General features: G+C 69.0%; 19 protein-coding genes. 6 read left to right on the top strand and 13 right to left on the bottom strand.

Annotation, left to right across the window (positions count from 1 at the left end; genetic code table 11):
• The 8 genes from IEZ09_RS38490 to IEZ09_RS38455 all read right to left on the bottom strand — a co-directional run bounded on the left by IEZ09_RS38490 (nt 1) and on the right by IEZ09_RS38455 (nt 6,790).
• The gene (locus tag IEZ09_RS38490; protein ID WP_189258780.1) at nt 1-1,626 is read right to left on the bottom strand and encodes a VWA domain-containing protein; all 1,626 of its coding nucleotides are present in this window, start codon (nt 1,624-1,626) and stop codon (nt 1-3) included.
• Nucleotides 1,623-2,975, bottom strand: coding sequence for a TadA family conjugal transfer-associated ATPase (locus IEZ09_RS38485; protein ID WP_189258779.1), 1,353 nt, complete (start codon nt 2,973-2,975; stop codon nt 1,623-1,625). Before IEZ09_RS38485 ends, IEZ09_RS38490 begins: the two co-directional genes overlap by 4 nt.
• A complete protein-coding gene (locus IEZ09_RS38480; RefSeq protein WP_189258778.1) occupies nt 2,972-4,129 on the bottom strand; it encodes a CpaE/TadZ family protein in 1,158 nt (385 codons plus the stop codon). The genes IEZ09_RS38485 and IEZ09_RS38480 overlap by 4 nt, the downstream gene beginning before the upstream one ends.
• Nucleotides 4,130-4,137: 8 nt before the next feature.
• Complete coding sequence (gene cpaB, locus IEZ09_RS38475; protein WP_189258777.1) at nt 4,138-4,887, bottom strand: Flp pilus assembly protein CpaB; 750 nt, start codon at nt 4,885-4,887, stop codon at nt 4,138-4,140.
• Between the two features lie 15 nt (nt 4,888-4,902).
• Entirely contained in the window at nt 4,903-5,985 is a 1,083-nt protein-coding gene (locus tag IEZ09_RS38470; RefSeq protein WP_189258776.1) for a TadE/TadG family type IV pilus assembly protein, read from the bottom strand.
• Nucleotides 5,973-6,374 (bottom strand): TadE/TadG family type IV pilus assembly protein, encoded by a 402-nt coding sequence (locus tag IEZ09_RS38465; RefSeq protein WP_189258775.1) that lies wholly within the window; start codon nt 6,372-6,374, stop codon nt 5,973-5,975. The genes IEZ09_RS38470 and IEZ09_RS38465 overlap by 13 nt, the downstream gene beginning before the upstream one ends.
• A 63-nt stretch (nt 6,375-6,437) precedes the next feature.
• Nucleotides 6,438-6,596 carry a Flp family type IVb pilin gene (locus IEZ09_RS38460; RefSeq protein WP_189258774.1) on the bottom strand — a complete coding sequence of 53 codons (159 nt, stop codon included), beginning with the start codon at nt 6,594-6,596 and terminating at the stop codon, nt 6,438-6,440.
• Nucleotides 6,596-6,790, bottom strand: a complete 195-nt coding sequence (locus IEZ09_RS38455) for a Flp family type IVb pilin (RefSeq protein ID WP_189258773.1) — start codon at nt 6,788-6,790, stop codon at nt 6,596-6,598. The genes IEZ09_RS38460 and IEZ09_RS38455 overlap by 1 nt, the downstream gene beginning before the upstream one ends.
• 208 nt (nt 6,791-6,998) lie before the next feature.
• Between IEZ09_RS38455 and IEZ09_RS38450 the strand changes: the two genes are divergently transcribed.
• The 3 genes from IEZ09_RS38450 (at nt 6,999) to IEZ09_RS38440 (ending at nt 9,443) form a co-directional block, all read left to right on the top strand.
• The gene (locus IEZ09_RS38450) at nt 6,999-7,607 is read left to right on the top strand and encodes a prepilin peptidase (protein WP_189258772.1); all 609 of its coding nucleotides are present in this window, start codon (nt 6,999-7,001) and stop codon (nt 7,605-7,607) included.
• Nucleotides 7,608-7,698: 91 nt separating this feature from the next.
• Entirely contained in the window at nt 7,699-9,012 is a 1,314-nt protein-coding gene (locus IEZ09_RS38445) for an O-antigen ligase family protein (protein WP_189258771.1), read from the top strand.
• Nucleotides 9,009-9,443, top strand: coding sequence for a hypothetical protein (locus tag IEZ09_RS38440; protein ID WP_189258770.1), 435 nt, complete (start codon nt 9,009-9,011; stop codon nt 9,441-9,443). The genes IEZ09_RS38445 and IEZ09_RS38440 overlap by 4 nt, the downstream gene beginning before the upstream one ends.
• Before the next feature lie 69 nt (nt 9,444-9,512).
• On the opposite strand, the gene IEZ09_RS38435 is transcribed toward IEZ09_RS38440, so the two are convergent.
• Together IEZ09_RS38435 and IEZ09_RS38430 are read right to left on the bottom strand one after the other, a co-directional pair.
• Nucleotides 9,513-10,073, bottom strand: coding sequence for an HD domain-containing protein (locus IEZ09_RS38435; protein WP_189258769.1), 561 nt, complete (start codon nt 10,071-10,073; stop codon nt 9,513-9,515).
• Nucleotides 10,074-10,085: 12 nt separating this feature from the next.
• Nucleotides 10,086-11,546, bottom strand: a complete 1,461-nt coding sequence (locus IEZ09_RS38430) for a helix-turn-helix transcriptional regulator (protein WP_189258768.1) — start codon at nt 11,544-11,546, stop codon at nt 10,086-10,088.
• Nucleotides 11,547-11,682: 136 nt separating this feature from the next.
• Between IEZ09_RS38430 and IEZ09_RS38425 the strand changes: the two genes are divergently transcribed.
• Entirely contained in the window at nt 11,683-12,570 is an 888-nt protein-coding gene (locus IEZ09_RS38425; RefSeq protein WP_189258767.1) for a helix-turn-helix domain-containing protein, read from the top strand.
• 20 nt (nt 12,571-12,590) lie between these two features.
• On the opposite strand, the gene IEZ09_RS38420 is transcribed toward IEZ09_RS38425, so the two are convergent.
• Genes IEZ09_RS38420 through IEZ09_RS38410 form a run of 3 tightly spaced genes read right to left on the bottom strand, consistent with a single transcriptional unit; the run spans nt 12,591 to nt 16,456 of the window.
• Nucleotides 12,591-13,469, bottom strand: a complete 879-nt coding sequence (locus tag IEZ09_RS38420; protein ID WP_229813329.1) for an alpha/beta fold hydrolase — start codon at nt 13,467-13,469, stop codon at nt 12,591-12,593.
• A 7-nt stretch (nt 13,470-13,476) separates the two neighbouring features.
• Nucleotides 13,477-14,820, bottom strand: a complete 1,344-nt coding sequence (locus IEZ09_RS38415) for an Rv3212 family protein (protein WP_189258766.1) — start codon at nt 14,818-14,820, stop codon at nt 13,477-13,479.
• A gap of 4 nt (nt 14,821-14,824) precedes the next feature.
• On the bottom strand, nt 14,825-16,456 hold the full coding sequence (locus IEZ09_RS38410) for a DEAD/DEAH box helicase (RefSeq protein WP_189258765.1): 1,632 nt from the start codon (nt 16,454-16,456) through the stop codon (nt 14,825-14,827).
• 169 nt (nt 16,457-16,625) lie between these two features.
• On the opposite strand from IEZ09_RS38410, the gene IEZ09_RS38405 reads away from it, so the two are divergent.
• Entirely contained in the window at nt 16,626-17,267 is a 642-nt protein-coding gene (locus IEZ09_RS38405; protein WP_189258764.1) for a ferritin-like fold-containing protein, read from the top strand.
• Between the two features lie 43 nt (nt 17,268-17,310).
• Nucleotides 17,311-17,535: a DUF3107 domain-containing protein gene (locus tag IEZ09_RS38400; RefSeq protein WP_189258763.1), complete on the top strand. Its 225-nt coding sequence runs from the start codon at nt 17,311-17,313 to the stop codon at nt 17,533-17,535.
• The last annotated feature ends 99 nt before the right edge of the window (nt 17,536-17,634 follow it).

Below are 17,634 nucleotides of genomic sequence, written 5' to 3'. Positions count from 1 at the left end.
TCACACCTCCACGCGCACGAGCTTGCGCATCCACAACGAGCCGAGGACGACCATCACAGCGGCGAACGCGAGCATCACGATGCCGATCAACGTGGTGTACAGCGGACGCATGTACTCCGGCCGCATCCAGAACAGGAACCCCGCCAGGCCGATCGGCAGACCGACCAGCACGTAGGCGGACAGTCGGCCCTCCGCCGACAGCGCGCGGACGTGCCGGCGCGTCTGGGAGCGGTCGCGCATGGTGGTGACGGTGTTCATCAGCACCTCGGCGAGGTTGCCGCCGACCTGGCGCTGGATCCGGATGGCCATGACGACCCACGTGAGGTCGGCGCTGCGCATCCGCAGGGCGACGCGGTCGAGCGCGTCCTCCAGCTCGGCGCCGATGCGGGTGGCGGCCAGCGCGCGGGAGAACTCGCCGGCGGCGGGCTGGTTGTCGTCGCGCACGACCGCGTCGATCGACTGGGCCAGCGAGAAGCCGGAGCGCAACGAGCTCGCGACCAGCTGCAGCACGTCCGGGAGCTGGTCGGCGAACGCGGCCCTGCGCTTCGAGATCCGCGCCTTCACCACCAGCGCCGTCACGAGCCAGCCGCTCAGAGCGCCGACGGGGATGCCGATCCACCACGTCGTCACCAGGGTCAGCAGAGCCGCGAGACCGGCGCAGGCGCAGATCCGCAGCAACGTCCACTCCGCGGCGTTGGTCTTCATCCCGGCGAGGTCGAGCCGGTCGGAGAGACGGGCGGCGCTGACGTCGCTCATCACGCGGCGAGTCCACACCAGGGCGGCCTGCGCGGCCTGGCTTTCCTCCTGTGCGGCAACGGGTTCCTGCGCGCCGTAGTGCTCCAGGTGCCGTTCCAGCTTCCGTCCAGCGGCGGAACGACGTGGCGTCAGCAGCATCATCACGACGAAGAACACCACGAGGAACGTTCCGACGATCAACACCCCGGCCTGCCAGTTCTGGCCGGGCGTGGGCGCGGGAACGGCGACGGGCACGGGTGCCGGCTCCGGTGTCGCGACGACGGACGGCGACGGTGCCGGTGCCGACGAAGGCACTGCCAGTGCGGCGAAAGCGGCGGCCAGCGCACCGGCGTCGGACGCCGTCAGCAGACGTCCACCGGCCGCCGCGGCGATCCGGCGCAGAGCGTCGTCGCTGTACTGGAACCCGATCACGTCGGTCGGCACACCGGCGGCGGCGACAGCGGAGACAGCGGCGTCCACAGTGGAGCGGGACACCGTGTCCTCGCCGTCGGACACGATCACCATGCGCCGCTCGGAAATCCCCTGCAGCGCCGACAGCCCGACCGGGACGGCGTCGAACAACGACGTGTCACCCTTGGCCTGCAACTGGTTCAGCGCTCCGATCAGTGCGCCCCGATCCGCCGTCGGTGCCATGACCAGCGACGGCTGCGTCGAGAACGCGACCAGCCCGACCTGCACGTCCGCGGGCAGCGAGCCCACGTAGGTGGCGATCGCCTGTCGCGCAACGGCGATCCGGCCCTGTGCCATCGAGCCGCTGGTGTCGAGCAGCACCACCACCCCGCGAGACGGCGCGGCGGAGGCAACGGCGAAAGCGCTGAACACGAACGTCAGCAGGGCCCCGATGACGAGCCCGGCGAGAACTCTCCTCATCGAGGACCACCCCCGAACAGGTGCGGAGGAACGTCGACACCGCGGTCGCGCAACCGTTCCACGAAGTGCGGCCGCAACCCGGTCGACTGCAGCGAACCCCGGTAGAACCCGTGCTCGTCAACCCCGGCGTGGAAGTCGAACGCGAAGATGTCCTGCAGCGTCACGATCTCGCCCTCCATCCCGATGACCTCGGTGATGTGGGTGATCCGCCGCGTGCCGTCCTTGAGCCGCGACTGGTGCACGATCAGGTCGATCGCGGACGCCATCTGCTCGCGGATCGCTCGCGCCGGCAGGTCGACGCCCGCCATCAGCACCATGGTCTCCAGGCGGGACAACGAGTCGCGCGGCGAGTTCGAGTGCACGGTGGTGATCGACCCGTCGTGGCCGGTGTTCATGGCCTGCAGCATGTCGAGCGCGGCACCGTCGCGGACCTCGCCGACGATGATCCGGTCGGGCCGCATGCGCAGTGCGTTGCGCACCAGGTCCCGCACGGCCACCTCGCCGCGTGACTCGACGTTCGGCGGACGCGCTTCCAGGCGCAGCACGTGGTCCTGGCGCAGCTGGAGCTCGGCGGCGTCCTCGATGGTGACGATGCGTTCGTCGGCGGGCACGAACGACGACAGCACGTTCAACGACGTCGTCTTGCCGGAGCCGGTGCCGCCGCCGATCAGGATGTTCATCCGCCCGTGCACGCAACACTGCAGCAGGTACGCGGTCGCGGGCGTCAGCGTGCCGAACCCGACGAGGTCGTCGACGGTGAACGGGTCGCTGGCGAACTTGCGGATCGTCAGCACCGAGCCGTCCAGCGCGATCGGCGGCACGACGGCGTTGACGCGGCTGCCGTCGGGCAGGCGGGCGTCGACCATCGGTGAGGCCTCGTCGACGCGGCGGCCGACCTTGGCGACGATCTTGTCGATCGTGCGGCGCAGGTGCGACTCGTCCGCGAACGCCACGGGCACCGGTTCCAGGCGTCCGCCGCGTTCGACGTAGACCTGGTCGTGGCCGTTGACCATGATCTCGGAGATGCTCGGGTCGCGCAGGTAGGGCTCCAGCGGCCCGTGCCCGAGGATCTCGTCGAGGACCTCCAGGGCGATGCGGGCACGGTCGGCGTTGGTCAGCGGCGTCTCGTCGCGTTCCAGCACCGCCTGCAACGTCTGGCGCACACGGGCTTCCAGCTCGCGCTGGTCGAGGTGCGCGTCGTAGAGCTTGGGACCCAGCACCTCCAGCAGTCCGGCGTGCACGCTGCGCTTGACCTCGGCGAACGGGTCCGCGACGCGGGCGTGCCTGCGCGGCTGCGGTGTCGGCGAGACGGATTCCCGTTGTGCGGCAATGCGGTTGGCCAGGCTCACCGGAACCACCTCTTGGAGGACTTCGTGGCGACGACCGCGGGCTCGGCGAGCACGTGTTCACGGGCGAACCGCGAGATCGCCTCGCTCACCGGGTGCCTGGGCAGGTCGAGGACGATCGGGTTGCCCTTGTTGACCGAGATCGGCACGTCCCGGCTGGACGGCACGTGCGCGCGGATGTCGCTGCGCACAACGCGTTCGATGTCGTCCATCGTGAGACCGACCTTCGCGTCGGACCGGTTCAACACGACCGACCGGATGTCGTGCGCGTAGGACAACAGGTCCAGCATGTCCAGCGTCACACGCAAGTTCTTCAACGCGGGCACGTCCGGCGTGGTCATCAGGACGTGGTGGTGCGAGGCGTCCATCGCCGCCAGCACGTGTTCGGTGAACGCGGACGGCGTGTCGACCACCACGAAGTCGAACATCGTCGGCAGGACTTCGAGCAACTCGCTGACCAGCGCCGCCGGAATCCGTTCCGCGTCACCGGGTTCGACCGGCGCGAGCAGCGCGCTCAGGCCCGGCCGACACGCCGTGAGCAACGAGGACGCGCCCGCGACGTCGACGTGGCCGACCATCCCGAGCCCGTGCACGATCGTGCGGACCGGTTCGGTCCGCAGGCAGATGCCGACGTCGCCGAACGCCAGATCGAGGTCCACCAGGCAGACCGACCGCGCACCACCGGCCGCGAGGACCGAGGCGAGGTTCACCGCGAGCGTCGTCTTGCCGCACCCGCCCTTCGCGGCGAACACGGTGATGACCTGGCCCTGCCTGCGTTCGTCGGCGCGCGGCTGCGGCACCCCGGTCACCTGGGCGGACAGGGCACGTGACCGGGTGCAGGCGTCCACCAGGGACGCGAGGTCGTCCCGCGCGACGACTTCGCGCACGCCGGCTCGCAGCGCACGGGTCAGGACCACGACGTCGAGCACGTCGCGCAGCAGCACCACACCGGCCGCGGGCCGCTCGACCCGCAGGTTCGCGGTGAACGCGAGCGCCTCGTCCAGGTCGACCGCGGAGCCGACGACGACCAGGGTCTCGGCGGGGTCCGCGGCGAGCAACCTGCTGACCTCGCCCAGTGTCTGCGCGATGCGGACGTCGTCGCCGAGCGCGGGGGAGAGCTGTCCGGCACGGGCGGCCGGTTCGCAGAGGATCGTCATGGCACGCCTCAGTTTCCGAACAGGGAGCGGTTGTCGACGCCGTTGCCCGGCGCGATCTCGGACTTGCCGCCGAGCAGCGCGAAGTACAGCGTTCCCGTCTGCTGGCCATGGATGAGCTTCTCCGCGTCCGCCTGCTTCACCGCGACCGTGACGATCGCCTTGCCGACGTCGCCGTCCTCGGCGGCTTTCTTCTCGTCGACGACGGAGAGGACCTCGAGACCGGTCAGCAGCAGCCGGGTGGACTGGTTGCGCTCGTACACCTTGGACAGGCCGTCACCGGACGGGGTGTTGCCCTTGCCGTCCAGCACGGTGAAGGTGTCGAAGACGGCCACCTTCGAGCCCTTCTGGATGAGCCCGCCGGCGCGTTGCCAGGCCTCTGTCGGCACGGTGACCGCGATCATCCCCTCCGGGATCGAGATGCCCTTGGCGAGCGAGGCCGCCTCGGTGAACAGCGCCTTGGTGACGAGCTGCCCCTCGGCGATCTCGGACGACGTCACGAGCTTCACGACGGACGAGTCCACAGAGGACATCGCGTTCTCCGGAACGCTGCTCTTGGGCATCTGCTCCTGTTTCACGAGGTCGGCCAGCGAGTCGCCGCTCGTGCCGGCGGGGATGCGCTCCTTCGCGACGAGCACGGTCACGGCCTGCTGACCCGCGATGGCCCGCGAGTCGGCGCTGCGGACGTAGAGGAACACCCCGGCGCTGCCGCAGACGGCCAGCAACACCGCCAGGATGATGATGAATGCGCGGTTCTTCATGACTACTCCTGGGTTTCAGCCGGTGAGCTGGACGATGCGGGCACCGAGATCGGGGCCGCCGATGGTGCCGGTGGACGGGATGAGGCCCTGGACGAAGTAGCCCGCGATGCACTTGTCCGAGCCGGTGCACTCGTTCTTGCCGGTGAGCCAGTCCTTCTGCGACGCGCCGGGGATCCAGTACCCGGTGATCACGAAGCCCGCGAAGCCGGACAGCGTGTAGGTGCCGCCGGTGCCGGTACCGCTCACGTTCTTGTAGATGGGCAGCCAGACGGGCTGGTGCGAGGCCCAGGACGCCTGCAGCGCGGTCTTGCAGTCCTTGCCCGCCGAGGTGCCGGTGTCCGAGCTGTAGGTGTTGTTGTTGATCAACACGGAACAGTCGTTGTCGGCCTCGTCGACCCAGCCGAACTCACCGGGCCCGTCCGCTCCGGAGGGACCGCTCGGGCATCCCGTTCCGCTGGTCGTGTGCAGCTTCAGCACGCGGTGCGCCGACAGCGGCGGTGTGGCGGGCGGGGTCGGGCCGTACACCGTGCCACCGGAGGTCGCGGTGGACCACTCGCACCACGAGATCGTGAGTGCGATCGTGGTCGCGGTCTTCGGCGGTCCCCAGGTGGCGCGGGCACAGGCCGCGACGCGCGTGCCGTCGTAGGAACCGTTGCCCGCCAGCGTTCTCGCGAACGACGGCGGCAGCAGCGTGTCGCCGCCCGAGGTCTGGGTCGAGGTGTGCACGTCCACGTACTTGGTGCCGGAGGACGGCTTCGCGGGGCAGTCGGTGATCGTGCCGGTCGAGGCGCTGCACGAGCTCAGCACGCCGTTGCCGTCGAACCCGCACACCTGGTCCACAGTGGACACGCCGTCCTTGGCGTTGTGGTTGGCGTAGTAGTTGGCCTTGGTGACCGTGCAGGTCGAGGCTCCGGTGGCACAGCCGCGGGCGACGGCGAGCGCACCCGCGTCGGCACCGTTCTGCAGCTCGGCGCGCTCCTGGTAGATCGAGCCGACGTCGATCACGATCGCGCCCATGCCGAGCAGGACGCCGAAGCCGAGCAGGATGCTGATCAGCACGCCGAGGGCTCCCCGGTCGTCGGTCCTCAGCCTTCGCATGGCATGACTCCCTTGGCGCTCAACGTGATGGGGCCGCCGAAGCCGCCACCGCCGAACAGGCCGGCGAACGCGCCGATCGGCGTGACGAAGTTGAACGTGTAGGTGGCCTGCACCTCGGCGTCGGCGCCCGGCGTGGACGCTGCGGGGCAGGCGGTGACCGAGACGCCGACACCGGAGAGCCCCGTGGCGGCGTTCTGCGTGCGGGTGGCAGGACCGGGTTGCTTCAGGGCGGCGACACGAGCGCCTTCCCGAGCTGCCTGGGTGAGGGTGATCTGGGCGTGCAACGCGCGCCCGAAGTCGACGATGCCCATCACCAGGATCAGCAGGATGGGCATCAGCAGTGCGACTTCGACAGCGGTCGCGCCGCGATCGCGAGCTTGGTTCGTCATGACCGCTCCGAAGAAAAGCGCGGCCGGCGCAGGGGAGACGCCGGCCGCGCGGGACAGGAGACTTCAGCCATCGATGACGTCGGCGACGAACTCGAACATGGCAGCCATGTTCTCGCCGACCGCGGTGATGGCCACCAGGGCGGCGACCGCGATCAACGCCAGCATCAGGCCGTACTCGACGGCGGTGGCGCCGCGGTCCGATTCGTGCGGACGCCTCATCATCAGGCCAGCGCGTCAGCGATCTCCTGGAACAGAGCCAGGAGGTTCTGCCCCAGCAGGGTCACCGCGGCGATGATGACGATGGCGATGAGGGCGACCATGAGGCCGTACTCGACCGCGGTCGCACCGCGGTCGTCCTCTTCCCGCTTCAGGGTGCGGGTGAGGAAGGTCTGCACATAGCTGAGGAAGGAAAGCATTGCGGTCTCCTGTGGGATTGGGATTCCGTTTTCAGGACGCCGCAACTGTGCGTGACCGCCGAGACGGTTCGGTATCGGGCGAAGAGGTGTAACGAACACGCAGATCGGAGGACATTGTCGGTCGATCGGTGGACACCGTGTCGACCGCCCGGCCAGACCTGACGTCGTCACGTTCCGTTGAGGCGGGAAGCGACCTACCTTCGATCACATGACTCTTCTCTGGGCCGTGGGCGGTGCCGTCGGCGGACTCGCGTCCGGCGTCGCGCTGCGCGACCTGGTCAACCGGTTCACGCGCACCGGCATCGCGCTGCCGCTGGTGTCGGCGGCCGTGCTGGCCGTGCTCGCGATCAAGTTCGCCGGCTCGGTGGAGGTCCTCGCGTTCGCGTGCCTCGGCGCGGTCGGCGTCGCGCTGGCGTTCATCGACACGGCCGTGCGGCGGCTGCCGGACGTGCTGACCCTGCCCGCGTACCCGGCGGTGCTGATCCTGCTCACGGTGGCGGCGCTGACCGGCGGCACGGTCGGCGCGCTCGGCCGCGCGGTGCTCGGCGGCCTCACGCTCGCGTTCGTCTACCGGGTGCTGGAGTTCGTGAACCCCGCCGGAATGGGCTACGGCGACGTGAAGCTGTCCGGTGTCATCGGCATGGCGCTGGCCTGGCTCGGCTGGCCGGTGCTGCTCCTCGGCGCCGCACTGGCGTTCATCCTGTCGGCCGTCGTGTCGCTGGTCCTGTTGCTCCTGCGCAAGGTCACGCTCAAGAGCACGCTGCCGTTCGGGCCGTTCATGTTGCTCGGAGCGTTCACCGCGGTGGTCCTCAGCTGACGGAATTCGGGCTTCCGCCGCGGTCTCCCGCGCCCTAGAGTGTGCTCTCAATCCGCTTGGGGAGGCGGGTTTTCGAACGCTGGGGGCCTTCATGACCGCGGGGGATGTGGTTGACGCGCGCCGGGAATCGGTCGCGTTGCCGATGCCGAGCCTGCTCCTTCTCGCCGCCTTCGCGGCGGCCGTTGTCGCGCAGGGCGGGTACTACCTGCCGGGCCGGGTGATGTCCGGGTTGCTGGTCGGCGTTGCCGTCGTGCTGGCGCGTCCCCGGCCGAACGTCGTTGCGGCACTGGGTGGAGCGCTCGCGGTGTGGGCGCTGGTGCGCGGGCTGCTCGAAGGCGACGTGCTGTCGGCGGTGCCGACGATGGCGGCGGCCGGGGTGTTCGTGGCCGCGGTTCTCGTTGCGGCACAGGCTGATCAGGAGCAACGGGAGCTGCTCGCCACCGTGGTCGTCGGCGTCGGGGCGCTGGTCGCGGTCAGCGGCTGGGTCGCCGTGGTGTTCCGGATCCAGGCCTGGACGACGGTCGCGGAAGGGCTGCTGCGAGCAGCGTCCACGTTGACCTACCCGAACGCCGCCGCCGCTGTGATGGCCGTTGCCGCCGTGTTGTCGCTCGTCCTGAAGCGGACGCTGCTCACCTTGGTGACGGGTTTCCTGCTGTGCACCGGAATCGGCGCGACGATGAGCCGGGCCGGCTTGATCGCGCTGGCGGCGGGGCTGCTGGTGCTCTGCGTGTTCCAGGGCCTGAAGAAGACCGTCGTGGCGGTCACGCCGTCGTTCCTCGGGGCCGTCGTCGCGGTCGGCGCGCTGCTGCCGACGATGCGGGTGGACGACGAGCCGCGGCCGTTCGTGGCGGCGGCGGGACTGGTCGCGGGAGCGTTGGTGGCGCTGGGTTTGCCGAGGCTGGGCCGGTTCGTGCTGCCGGCCGCGCTGCTGCTCGTCGCCGGTGGCGCGGTGGCGGCGTTCGGGTTCTCCGACCGGTTGGCCACGCGGATCTCGTTCAGCTCACCCGACCGCACCGACGCCACCGGTGCGGCGTTGGACCTGGTCTCTCGCGCGCCGCTGCTCGGTGCCGGACCAGGAAACGCGTCTTTTTTCTTCGACCGGGGCAACGAAGGCACCCGTGTGATGCGTTACGTGCACAACGAGTACCTCCAGGTGCTCGTCGAGCTGGGGGCCGTCGGACTGCTGCTGGCGCTGGGCGTGGTGGCGGCCGTGCTGATCGCCATGTGGCGAGGGCGCGGAACCCCGTTGTGGGCCGGCGCGACGGCGGCTGTCGTCGTCGTGCTGGTGCACAGCGGTTTCGACTTCTTCTGGCACCTGCCCGTCGTGCTCGTCGTCGCCGGTCTCTGCGCCGGTGTGGGGCTTCCGTCCACAAGGGACGGTTTGGTTGAGGGGATACGAGCATGATGAAGTTCTCCGGCGGCAAGACGCTGGCGGTCGCCGCCGTCGCGGGTGGCGCGCTCCTCGCGTCGATCGCACCGGTCATGGCATCCGTGAGCGCGGAGTCGCCTTCGCTGGCGCTGATCAGAGTCGAGCCGGACGCGAAGATCAAGACGTGGGGCGCGGCGATCGAGGTGCAGGTCACCTACGCGTGCCCGAAGACCTATTTGCCGTCGACGGGCTACGTGTACGTGAACGTCAGCCAGAACGTGTTCGGCCGCATCGCTTCCGGCAATGCTTCCAAGACCGTCAACTGCACCGGCGGCTTCGAGACCACCACGGTCACCGTCGCCGCGCAGAACCTGGCCTTCTGGCCGGGCAAGGCGTTCGTGAAGGCCGACGTGAGCGCCTACCCGCACGCGGCGACCGACGAGCGCGAGATCAAGCTCTCGTACTGATCAGGGCGTCAGCCAGCCGCTCAGCCATGTCGCGCTGGGCGGCTGGGCTGCACGCGTCGTCCGCGTGGCCTAGCGGTCCCGCCAAGCCAGCGGGGAGAGCGTTACGGCCGCTTCGGCCACACGTCGGGCCGTCTCGGTCGTGAGGCCCTTCCGGGCGGAGTCGATCCACCCGGCGACACGCTCGACTCCGGTCTCGCGGTACTCGACTGCCTGAAGCAGCATTTCGAGTTTGTCCGCGTCCTTCGCGCACCGCGCCTCGGGAGTCTGCCGGGTCTCGTACTCGTCCACGGCGGCGCGAATCAGATCTCGTGAGGCGTCCGGCAGGGCGGCCGTCTGGTCGGCGGTGATCTCCCGGGGCTCCGGCTTGCTCATGTACTTGGCCGCGGTGTGCGGGATGTCCCCCGTCCGGGTCTCCTGCGTGTCGTGCCACAGCGCGAGAAAAGCGGAGCGCTCGGGATTCGCGCCTTCCTCCGCGGCGAGCAGTGCCGCGATCTGAGCGGTCCTCATGCTGTGTTCGGCGACCGATTCGGGATCACGGACGCCGACGTGCCACCATCCCGCGCGGCGGATGCGCTTGAGCAACCCGAGCTCATAGCCGAACGCGGCAATCGCGGTGGGCTCGCCTGCCATGACTTGTCTCCCTCAAAGCAGTCGTGACCTGTCCCGCCAGGCCAGCCGCAGCAGGGTCAAGGCACTGGCTGACAATCGCGGGTTCAGCCGCTCGATGGCCTCACCCGTGAACGGCATGTCGGTTCTCCCATTCCCGCCAACGATCTTGCCTTCGTCGTTGGTGCGCACAAGGTCCGCGAACAACGTGTCGAACACATCGTCGTCGATCACCGCAACGGTGAGTTGCACAGCGCCAAGTTCCAACGGCTCGATTGCCAGCCCGTAGTGCCACAAGCGAAAGCCATCACGGGCGCGTGCCTGTTCGAAAGACTTGAAAGGCTCTTCGCTGGCGTAGTCGATCGGATGAGGGCTGTTCCCGTCGTGTTCCGGGTTTCCGAGGAACTCCTCGGAGAACTCACGCATGATGTTGCGCCACAACGAGAAGTCGTTGTAAACGTCGGTCGGGTCGACAGAGGACGGCTGGAACTCCCCGGCAGGCATGACGTGGCAGAGGCCGCCGCCGTCCGCGACCTTGCCGCCGTCTCGTTCGTGCAGCACAAATCGGTGGTCACCGTCGCGGTCTCGGCGAATGGTCAACGTGTTGACGCCGGGTGACATCAGCAGACGCTGCGGATCGAACGGGTCGCCGATGGCTGTGCGCAAGGGCAAGGCATCCCAGCCGGGGACCGAGCGATCCGCCGCCAGCCACGCAGCCTTGAACTCGTGCGCTATGGACTGCTTCACGTCGAACACCTCGAAGAACGACGTCGTGCCGAACGTCATCTCCAGTCCTTTGGCGGGCTTGATGTCGAGCAGTCGATAGCTGAGCCGGTTCTCAAGCAGTCGTGGGCGGACCAGGTCTCGCACGGCGCGACTGTAGGTCGTGTACCGGTAGCCCCGGTCTGTCAGCGGCAAGACGTGTTCCATCCGCATGGAAGTCGTAGGAGGGCCCTGCACGTCGGACCAGAGCAAGTGCACGTCATCCAGTTCCACCGGCTCGTCGAGCAGCCAGCCCGTGCCGATGAGCACGTGTCCGCCGGGACCACGTTGCTCCTGGGGATACAGCCAGGCGGCAAGCTCGGTCAGTTCACGTCCGCGGACACCGGGGGCGTTCCGCACACGCAGCCATTCAGCTTGGCTCTGCCGGACGTGTTCGACCAGCGCCGGTTCGGCCACTGGCAGCGTCTGTCCACCGGTCGGCGGTTCGGTGAGGCGTCGACGCAGTTCGAGCTGCTCGGCTCTGGCCGTCTCCCGGAGTGCGATCAGTCGGCCGCCTGCCCGAAGCGCGTTGTCCAACGCGTTCACAAGCTCTTTCGACGGCAGGTTCTTGCCGACGCGCTGTGCCATCGAGACGTATTGCCGGCTGTAGCCAACGTCGGTGGCGACATCTGCGTCGCTCAGCTCGGCATCGAGCCGGAGTCGCCGGATCTCCTTGGCCAACCTCACTGCCGCAGGCTCGGGCAGGTCGTCGTGGTCGTGTGCATCGTCTGACACGTGCGTCTCCGAAGCGGTCAGGGGAGGCAAATACTATCTGTAGTTGATTTGCCTCCTTACGTGCCGACAGTTCTGGCTGGTCAGATGGCAGCAGCCGTAGACCAGATCGTTCGCCAAGCTGTGCGAGGAAACAGACATGCCGAAGAGGATCTCCACCGCGCGTGGGCGGGAGTTCGGTGCCGGCCTGCGATCGGCCATCGCGGGTGCTGGGCTGACCTCGCGTGACGTCGCTGGAATCCTGGACTGGGACGAAGCCAAGCTTTCGGACGTGGTGAACGGCAAGGGCGGGGCCACCAAGCTCGAAGTCGCCGCGTTGCTGGGAGTCTGCCGGATCGGGGCCGCCGAATCCGCCCACCTGTTGTCGCTGTACCCGGAGACGCACATCAAGGGCTGGTGGCAACAGCACGGCATCTGTGCGCCCATCCGGCTTCGCACGCTCGCAGAGAACCTGGCCGTGGCCGAGTCGCTGACGAGCTGGCACACGCACATGGTGCCGCTGTTTCTCCAGACGGCCGACTACATGCGTGAAGTGCTGCTCGCTTGCTCCACCGTGCCGGCGACCGAGCTGCACGATCGGGTGCAGGCGCAGCTTGCGATGCAGGAGTTGCTTCGCGGTGGCAAGGAGTGCACCTTCTTCATCCACGAGTTGGCTTTGCACCTGCGCGTCGGTGGTGCGGAGGTGTACGCCGGGCAGCTGTTGCACCTCCTGCTCATGGCGACATGGGCGAACACCACGATCCGGATCGTGCCTGCCGAGCTCGGCGCGCATCCTGGCCTGGCCGGGCCGTTCACGCGGTTGATCTTCGCGAAGTACGAACCGCTGGTGTGGGTGGACACCGAGAATTCCAGCCTCGTCGCCGAGGCGAAGGACGCGATCGCGGGCTACGAGAAGGTCCTTCGCGCACTCGATGCGATGAGCTTGGACGAGGCCGAGTCCAGAGAGTTGATCGTTCGTCTGTACGACGCCTCATGCCCTGCTCGAAGACGAGCCGAGAATGCGCTGGAGACTTCAAATCCGACCTGAGGGGTGCGTGCAGCCGGCACTCACGAGCTGAGCCAGGCCCGCCACGTCGGCAGCAGCGTGCCGATGAGCTCGTGAGGTGCCTCGGTGTTCGGCGAGTGCATCACGCCGGGCAGCACCGCGAAGTCGGCGTCCAGCCGCTCAGCCATGTCGCGCTGGGCGGCTGGGCTCCACGCGTCGTCCGCGTCGCCGCACACCACCAGGGCGGGGATGCCAGACGAGCGCAGCGTGCGGGCGAGCTTCGCGACCTGGTCCGGCTCGTAGCGCAGGCCGTTGCCCATGCCGAACATCGCCGCGGCGGGCGACTTCAGGAACCTGGTGCGGTAGAAGTCCTTCAGCTCCTGCGGCAGCGCGGCCCACGCCGGGTTCTGCGACGACCGCAGCTCGTTCAGCTTCTGGATGCCCTCGACGCCCTGTTCGTTCAGCACGTGCTCGCCGACATCGAGGACTGTGCGGCGCTCACCGGCAGGCAGTTCGGAGGGGCCGGACGACATCAGGGTGAGACCGGCGATCGGCGCGCCCGCGAACACCGCGGCCCGTGCCACGAGACCGCCGTAGGAGTGGCCGAGGAGCAGCACGCGGCGGCCGTCGGCGGCGATCTTCTCGATCAGCTCGGCGACCACGGACCCCAGCGGGCCGGGGCGGTAGAGCGCCTCGTCGTCGGGGCCCGGCGAGTCCTGCTGGCCCGGCAGGTCGATCGCGAGCACCTCGAAACCGGCGTCCGCGATCGGGTCGATCATCGGCGCGAAGTCCTCTTTGGAGCCCGTGTAGCCCGGCACGAGCAGCGCCGTCGTGCGCAACGCGTCGTCGCCCATCGCGGGCGCGCGCAGCGCCGCGATCGTGCCGTAACGGCCCGGCAGGTCGACACGTTGTGCCCGGTGCGGGCTGAGCTGCGAGTACACGAGGGAACTATCGCAGTGCGACCAGGGTTTCGCCACGCTGCTCGAGCACAACGGGACCGGCTGTGGCGAGTTGCACAGGGCCCGTGTAGCCCTCGCGGTTCACCCGGATCGTGCCCACGACCTCACCCGTGGCCTGCTCGAACACCCTCAGGCCGTCCTTCACCGGGATGATCGCGCGGCCCGCGAGCGTCGTGCCGGCACCGAGCGTGCCCTCCGCCGTCCACAGTGGAGTGAGCGTGTCGTGCGAAAGGGCGATCGTGCGGGAACCGGTGAACCAGAAGACGTTCGTCTTGGTGGCGAACACGCGGGTCACGTGGTTCGGCGGCTCGACGAAGTCGGCGGCCGGCACGTCGATCGGCACGTCGGAGATCTGGTTGCCGCTCTCCGCGTCGAACACGAGCAGGCGGCTCGGGTTCGGCACCGCCACCGCCACCAGCTTCTCCGTCAGTGCCACGACCTGCACGTTCCTGCCGCCGGTCAGGACGCTCGCGAACACCTTCGGCTCGTCGGACTTGTCCGGGTTCGGCTTGAGCACCGTGACCCGGTCGGAACCGTCGTCCGGGCAGTGCTCGACGATCGCGAACTTGCCGGACGTCACGGTCACCGAGCCGTACGTGCAGCCGACGCGCGGCTGCTTGTTCGGGTTCACGATCGCGCGCAGGCTGCCGTACTCCAGCGACTTGACCAGGTCGTCGCGGCGGTAGACCTCCACGTACTTCGACCCGGTGGTGATCAGGTGGGAGCCCTCGTTGAGCAGGGCCGTGCCCGGTTCCGCGTCGCCGTTGCGCTGTGCCCGTCGCTCACCGGTGACGCCGTCGAGCGAGGTGAGCTCGGAGCAGTTGGTGCCCTTGGAGTACAGGGCCATCGCGCGCGCCCACGCCGTGCTGACCACGCAGAGCGGCAGGTCGCGCTTATACGTCCACCGCACGTCACCGGTCAGCGGGTCGCGGCCGTTGACCTCGCCGCCGTCGCCGGTGACGACCGTCGACGGCTTCTCCTCGCCCGTGTCCTTGGACGGGGTCTGCACGACGACCGGCGACTGCGTGGCGCCGCTCTTCGCGCGCCACACCTCCGCGAGCGTCGGGGGCAGTGCCGCGACCTCGGGCAACGGCTCCCACGACGACGGCCCGGTGATCGACGTCGTGGCCCGCGCGTCACTGAACGCCCAGGTCAGCACGGCCGCGACGACCGAGACCACGGCGATCAGCGCAACCGCCACGAAGTCGGCGCGGGTGCGCCACGACCGGGCGGGCGGACGTTTCTCGACGAGCTCGGACTCCGTTGCCGGCTGGTGCGCGGGCTCGTCGAGGACGTCCTCGATGTCGGTGACGTCGGAACCGGGGGACGACATGTGATCAGTCTGCCGAAGGAGCGGCCTGTTCGGCAGAGGAACGGCGACGACGACGCCTGCGGGGCTTGTCCGACGCGGGCTTGTCCGCGGCCTCGGAAGCCGTCGTCTCCGCCTGCTGGCCCTCGACGGGCACGCCGCCACGGCTGCGCGTGCGCGTCCGGGTGCGCTTCGGCCTGGTCTCCTCGCTCGCCTCCGGCGCCGCCTGCTCGGCGGAACCGCGGCCGGTGGCGCCACGACGACGGCGCTTGCGCTTGCCGTTGTCGAGCTTCTCCTCCTCCTCGGCGTCCAGACCGGCACGCGTGCGGTGGCTGAGCGGCAGCCGGCCCGTCGAGCCGGACGGGATGCCCAGGTCCTCGAACAGGTGCTCCGACGTGGAGTAGGTCTCCACCGGCTCGTCGATGCCCAGGTTGAGCAGCTCGTTGACGGACTTCCAGCGCGCCTCTTCGTCCCAGTCGACGAACGTGACGGCGACACCCGTGCGCCCGGCACGGCCCGTGCGGCCGATGCGGTGCACGTAGGTCTTCTCGTCCTCGGGGCACTGGTAGTTGATGACGTGCGTCACGTCGTCGATGTCGATGCCGCGTGCCGCGACGTCGGTGGCGACCAGCACGTCGACCTTGCCGCTGCGGAACGCCCGCAGCGCCTTCTCGCGCGCGCCCTGGCCCAGGTCACCGTGCACGGCGGCCGCGGCGAACCCGCGCTCGGTCAGGTCGTCGGCGACCTTCTGCGCGGTCCGCTTGGTGCGGGCGAAGATCATCGACAGGCCGCGGTCACGGGCCTGCAGCACGCGGGCCAGCATCTCCGGCTTGTCCAGCGAGTGCGCCCGGTAGACGAACTGCTTGGTGCGCTCGTGGGTCTGCCCCGCGTCGTTCTCCTCGGCGCGGATGTGCGTCGGCTGCTTCAGGAACGTGCGGGCGAGCGTGATGATCGGGCCCGGCATGGTCGCGCTGAACAGCATCGTCTGCCGCTCGTCGGGGACCATCGTGAGGATGCGCTCGATGTCGGGCAGGAAGCCCAGGTCGAGCATCTCGTCGGCCTCGTCGAGCACCAGCATGCGGACCTTGCCGAGCACCAGGTGGCGCTGTTCTGCCAGGTCGAGCAGGCGGCCGGGCGTGCCGATGACCACGTCGACGCCCTTGCGGAGCTGCGAGATCTGCCGCTCGTACGGGATGCCGCCGTAGATGGCGGCGACCTTCACACCCAGGTGCTTCGACGCGTCGGTGAGGTCGTGCGAGACCTGGAGACACAGCTCACGGGTGGGGACGACCACAAGCGCCTGCGGGGTGCCGTCGCCAGGCGTGGCGAGGCGGTGCAGCAGCGGCACGCCGAACCCGAGGGTCTTGCCGGTGCCGGTGCGCGCCTGGCCGATGACGTCGTCGCCGGCGAGAGCGATGGGGAGCGTCAGCTCCTGGATGGCGAACGCGCGTTCGATGCCCGCTTCGCCGAGCGCCTTGACGATCTCGTTGCGGACTCCCAGCTCGGCGAACGTGGGGGAGTCGGTGCGCACCGGGGCATTGGCCTGCAGCGGGTGCGACGTGTCTTCGACGGGAACGCCGGTCTCGCTGTGTTCCAGCAGGACCGGGTCCAGATGTGCTTCTACTTCAGCGGTCAGGATGATCAGCCTCTCTCGTACCAAGCGCGTACGAGCCCTGGCCGGGCCTCTCGACCGCGCTTGAAGAGCAGCTGCGGGAAAGGTGTACGCGCACCATTCATGCGCCGCGCAGCGTGGTCGTCACACTCGTCACGCCGGGCGTCCGTCCCCATTCTACCTGGCAGGACCCGATTGACCACTAGAGTTCGTTTCCATGGGTGTTGCGGAGGGTGTTGTCGATCTTCTCGGAGCGCTCGCTTACGGCGAGCTCTCGGCCTTCGACCGGATGACGGAGGACTCGCGTTCGGCGCCGACATTGGCCGGACGCGCGGCGTTGGCGCAGATGGCCGCCGCGGAGATCGGGCACTTCACGCTGTTGCAGAAGTACCTGGCCGCGGAGGGTGTCGCCGTCGAGGACGCGATGGCGCCGTTCGTGAAGGGCTTCGACGCGTTCCACGAGTCGACCAGCCCCAAGTCGTGGCTCGAGTCGCTCGTGAAGGCCTACGTGGGCGACGGCCTCGCCGCCGACTTCTACCGCGAGGTCGCGGAGTGGCTCGACGAGCCGACCCGCGAGCTGGTGCTCGCCGTGCTCGCCGACACGGGTCACTCGGCGTTCGCTGAGCGCGAAGTCCTGGCCGCCGTGGAGTCGGATCCGCGGGTGCGCGACCGGCTCGCGCTGTGGGGCCGCCGGCTGCTCGGCGAGGCGTTGACGCAGGCCCAGTACGTGGTGGCGGAGCGGGACGGGCTCTCCGAGCTGATCGTGCGAGGCTCTGGCGACCTCGCCGGGATCGGTCAGTTGTTCCGGCGGCTCCAGCAGTCGCACGCGCGGCGCATGACGCAGCTGGGCTTGGGCTAGGTAGGCTCGCTGTCAGATTTTCTCTTTGAGCACGGAGGTCAGCGTGGAGATCAGGATCGGCGTCGCGGACAGCCCGCGGGAACTCACTGTGACCAGTGATCTCACCCCGGCTGAGGTCGAGGCGCAGGTCGCCGACGCGGTGTCCGGCAAGTCCGCCGTGCTGACGCTGGTGGACGCCAAGGGCGGGCGGTTCGTCGTGCCCGCCAGCCGCGTCGCTTACGTGGAGATCGGCCCGCAGGACTCGCGCAAGGTCGGTTTCGGCGCCTGAAGCTTTGAACGATGAACGGCGCTTTTGTGCACTTCAGGTGGACCTGGTGTTTTAACCAGGGGTGAGGTCCTTGGGACGGGTCGCCGCGTGAGCGGCGGC

The sequence above is a fragment of the Lentzea flava genome (assembly GCF_014648475.1).
GTDB lineage: Bacteria > Actinomycetota > Actinomycetes > Mycobacteriales > Pseudonocardiaceae > Lentzea > Lentzea flava.
The sequence above is the reverse complement of the archived record's forward strand: the minus strand, read 5'-3'. Positions and strand labels throughout refer to the sequence as shown.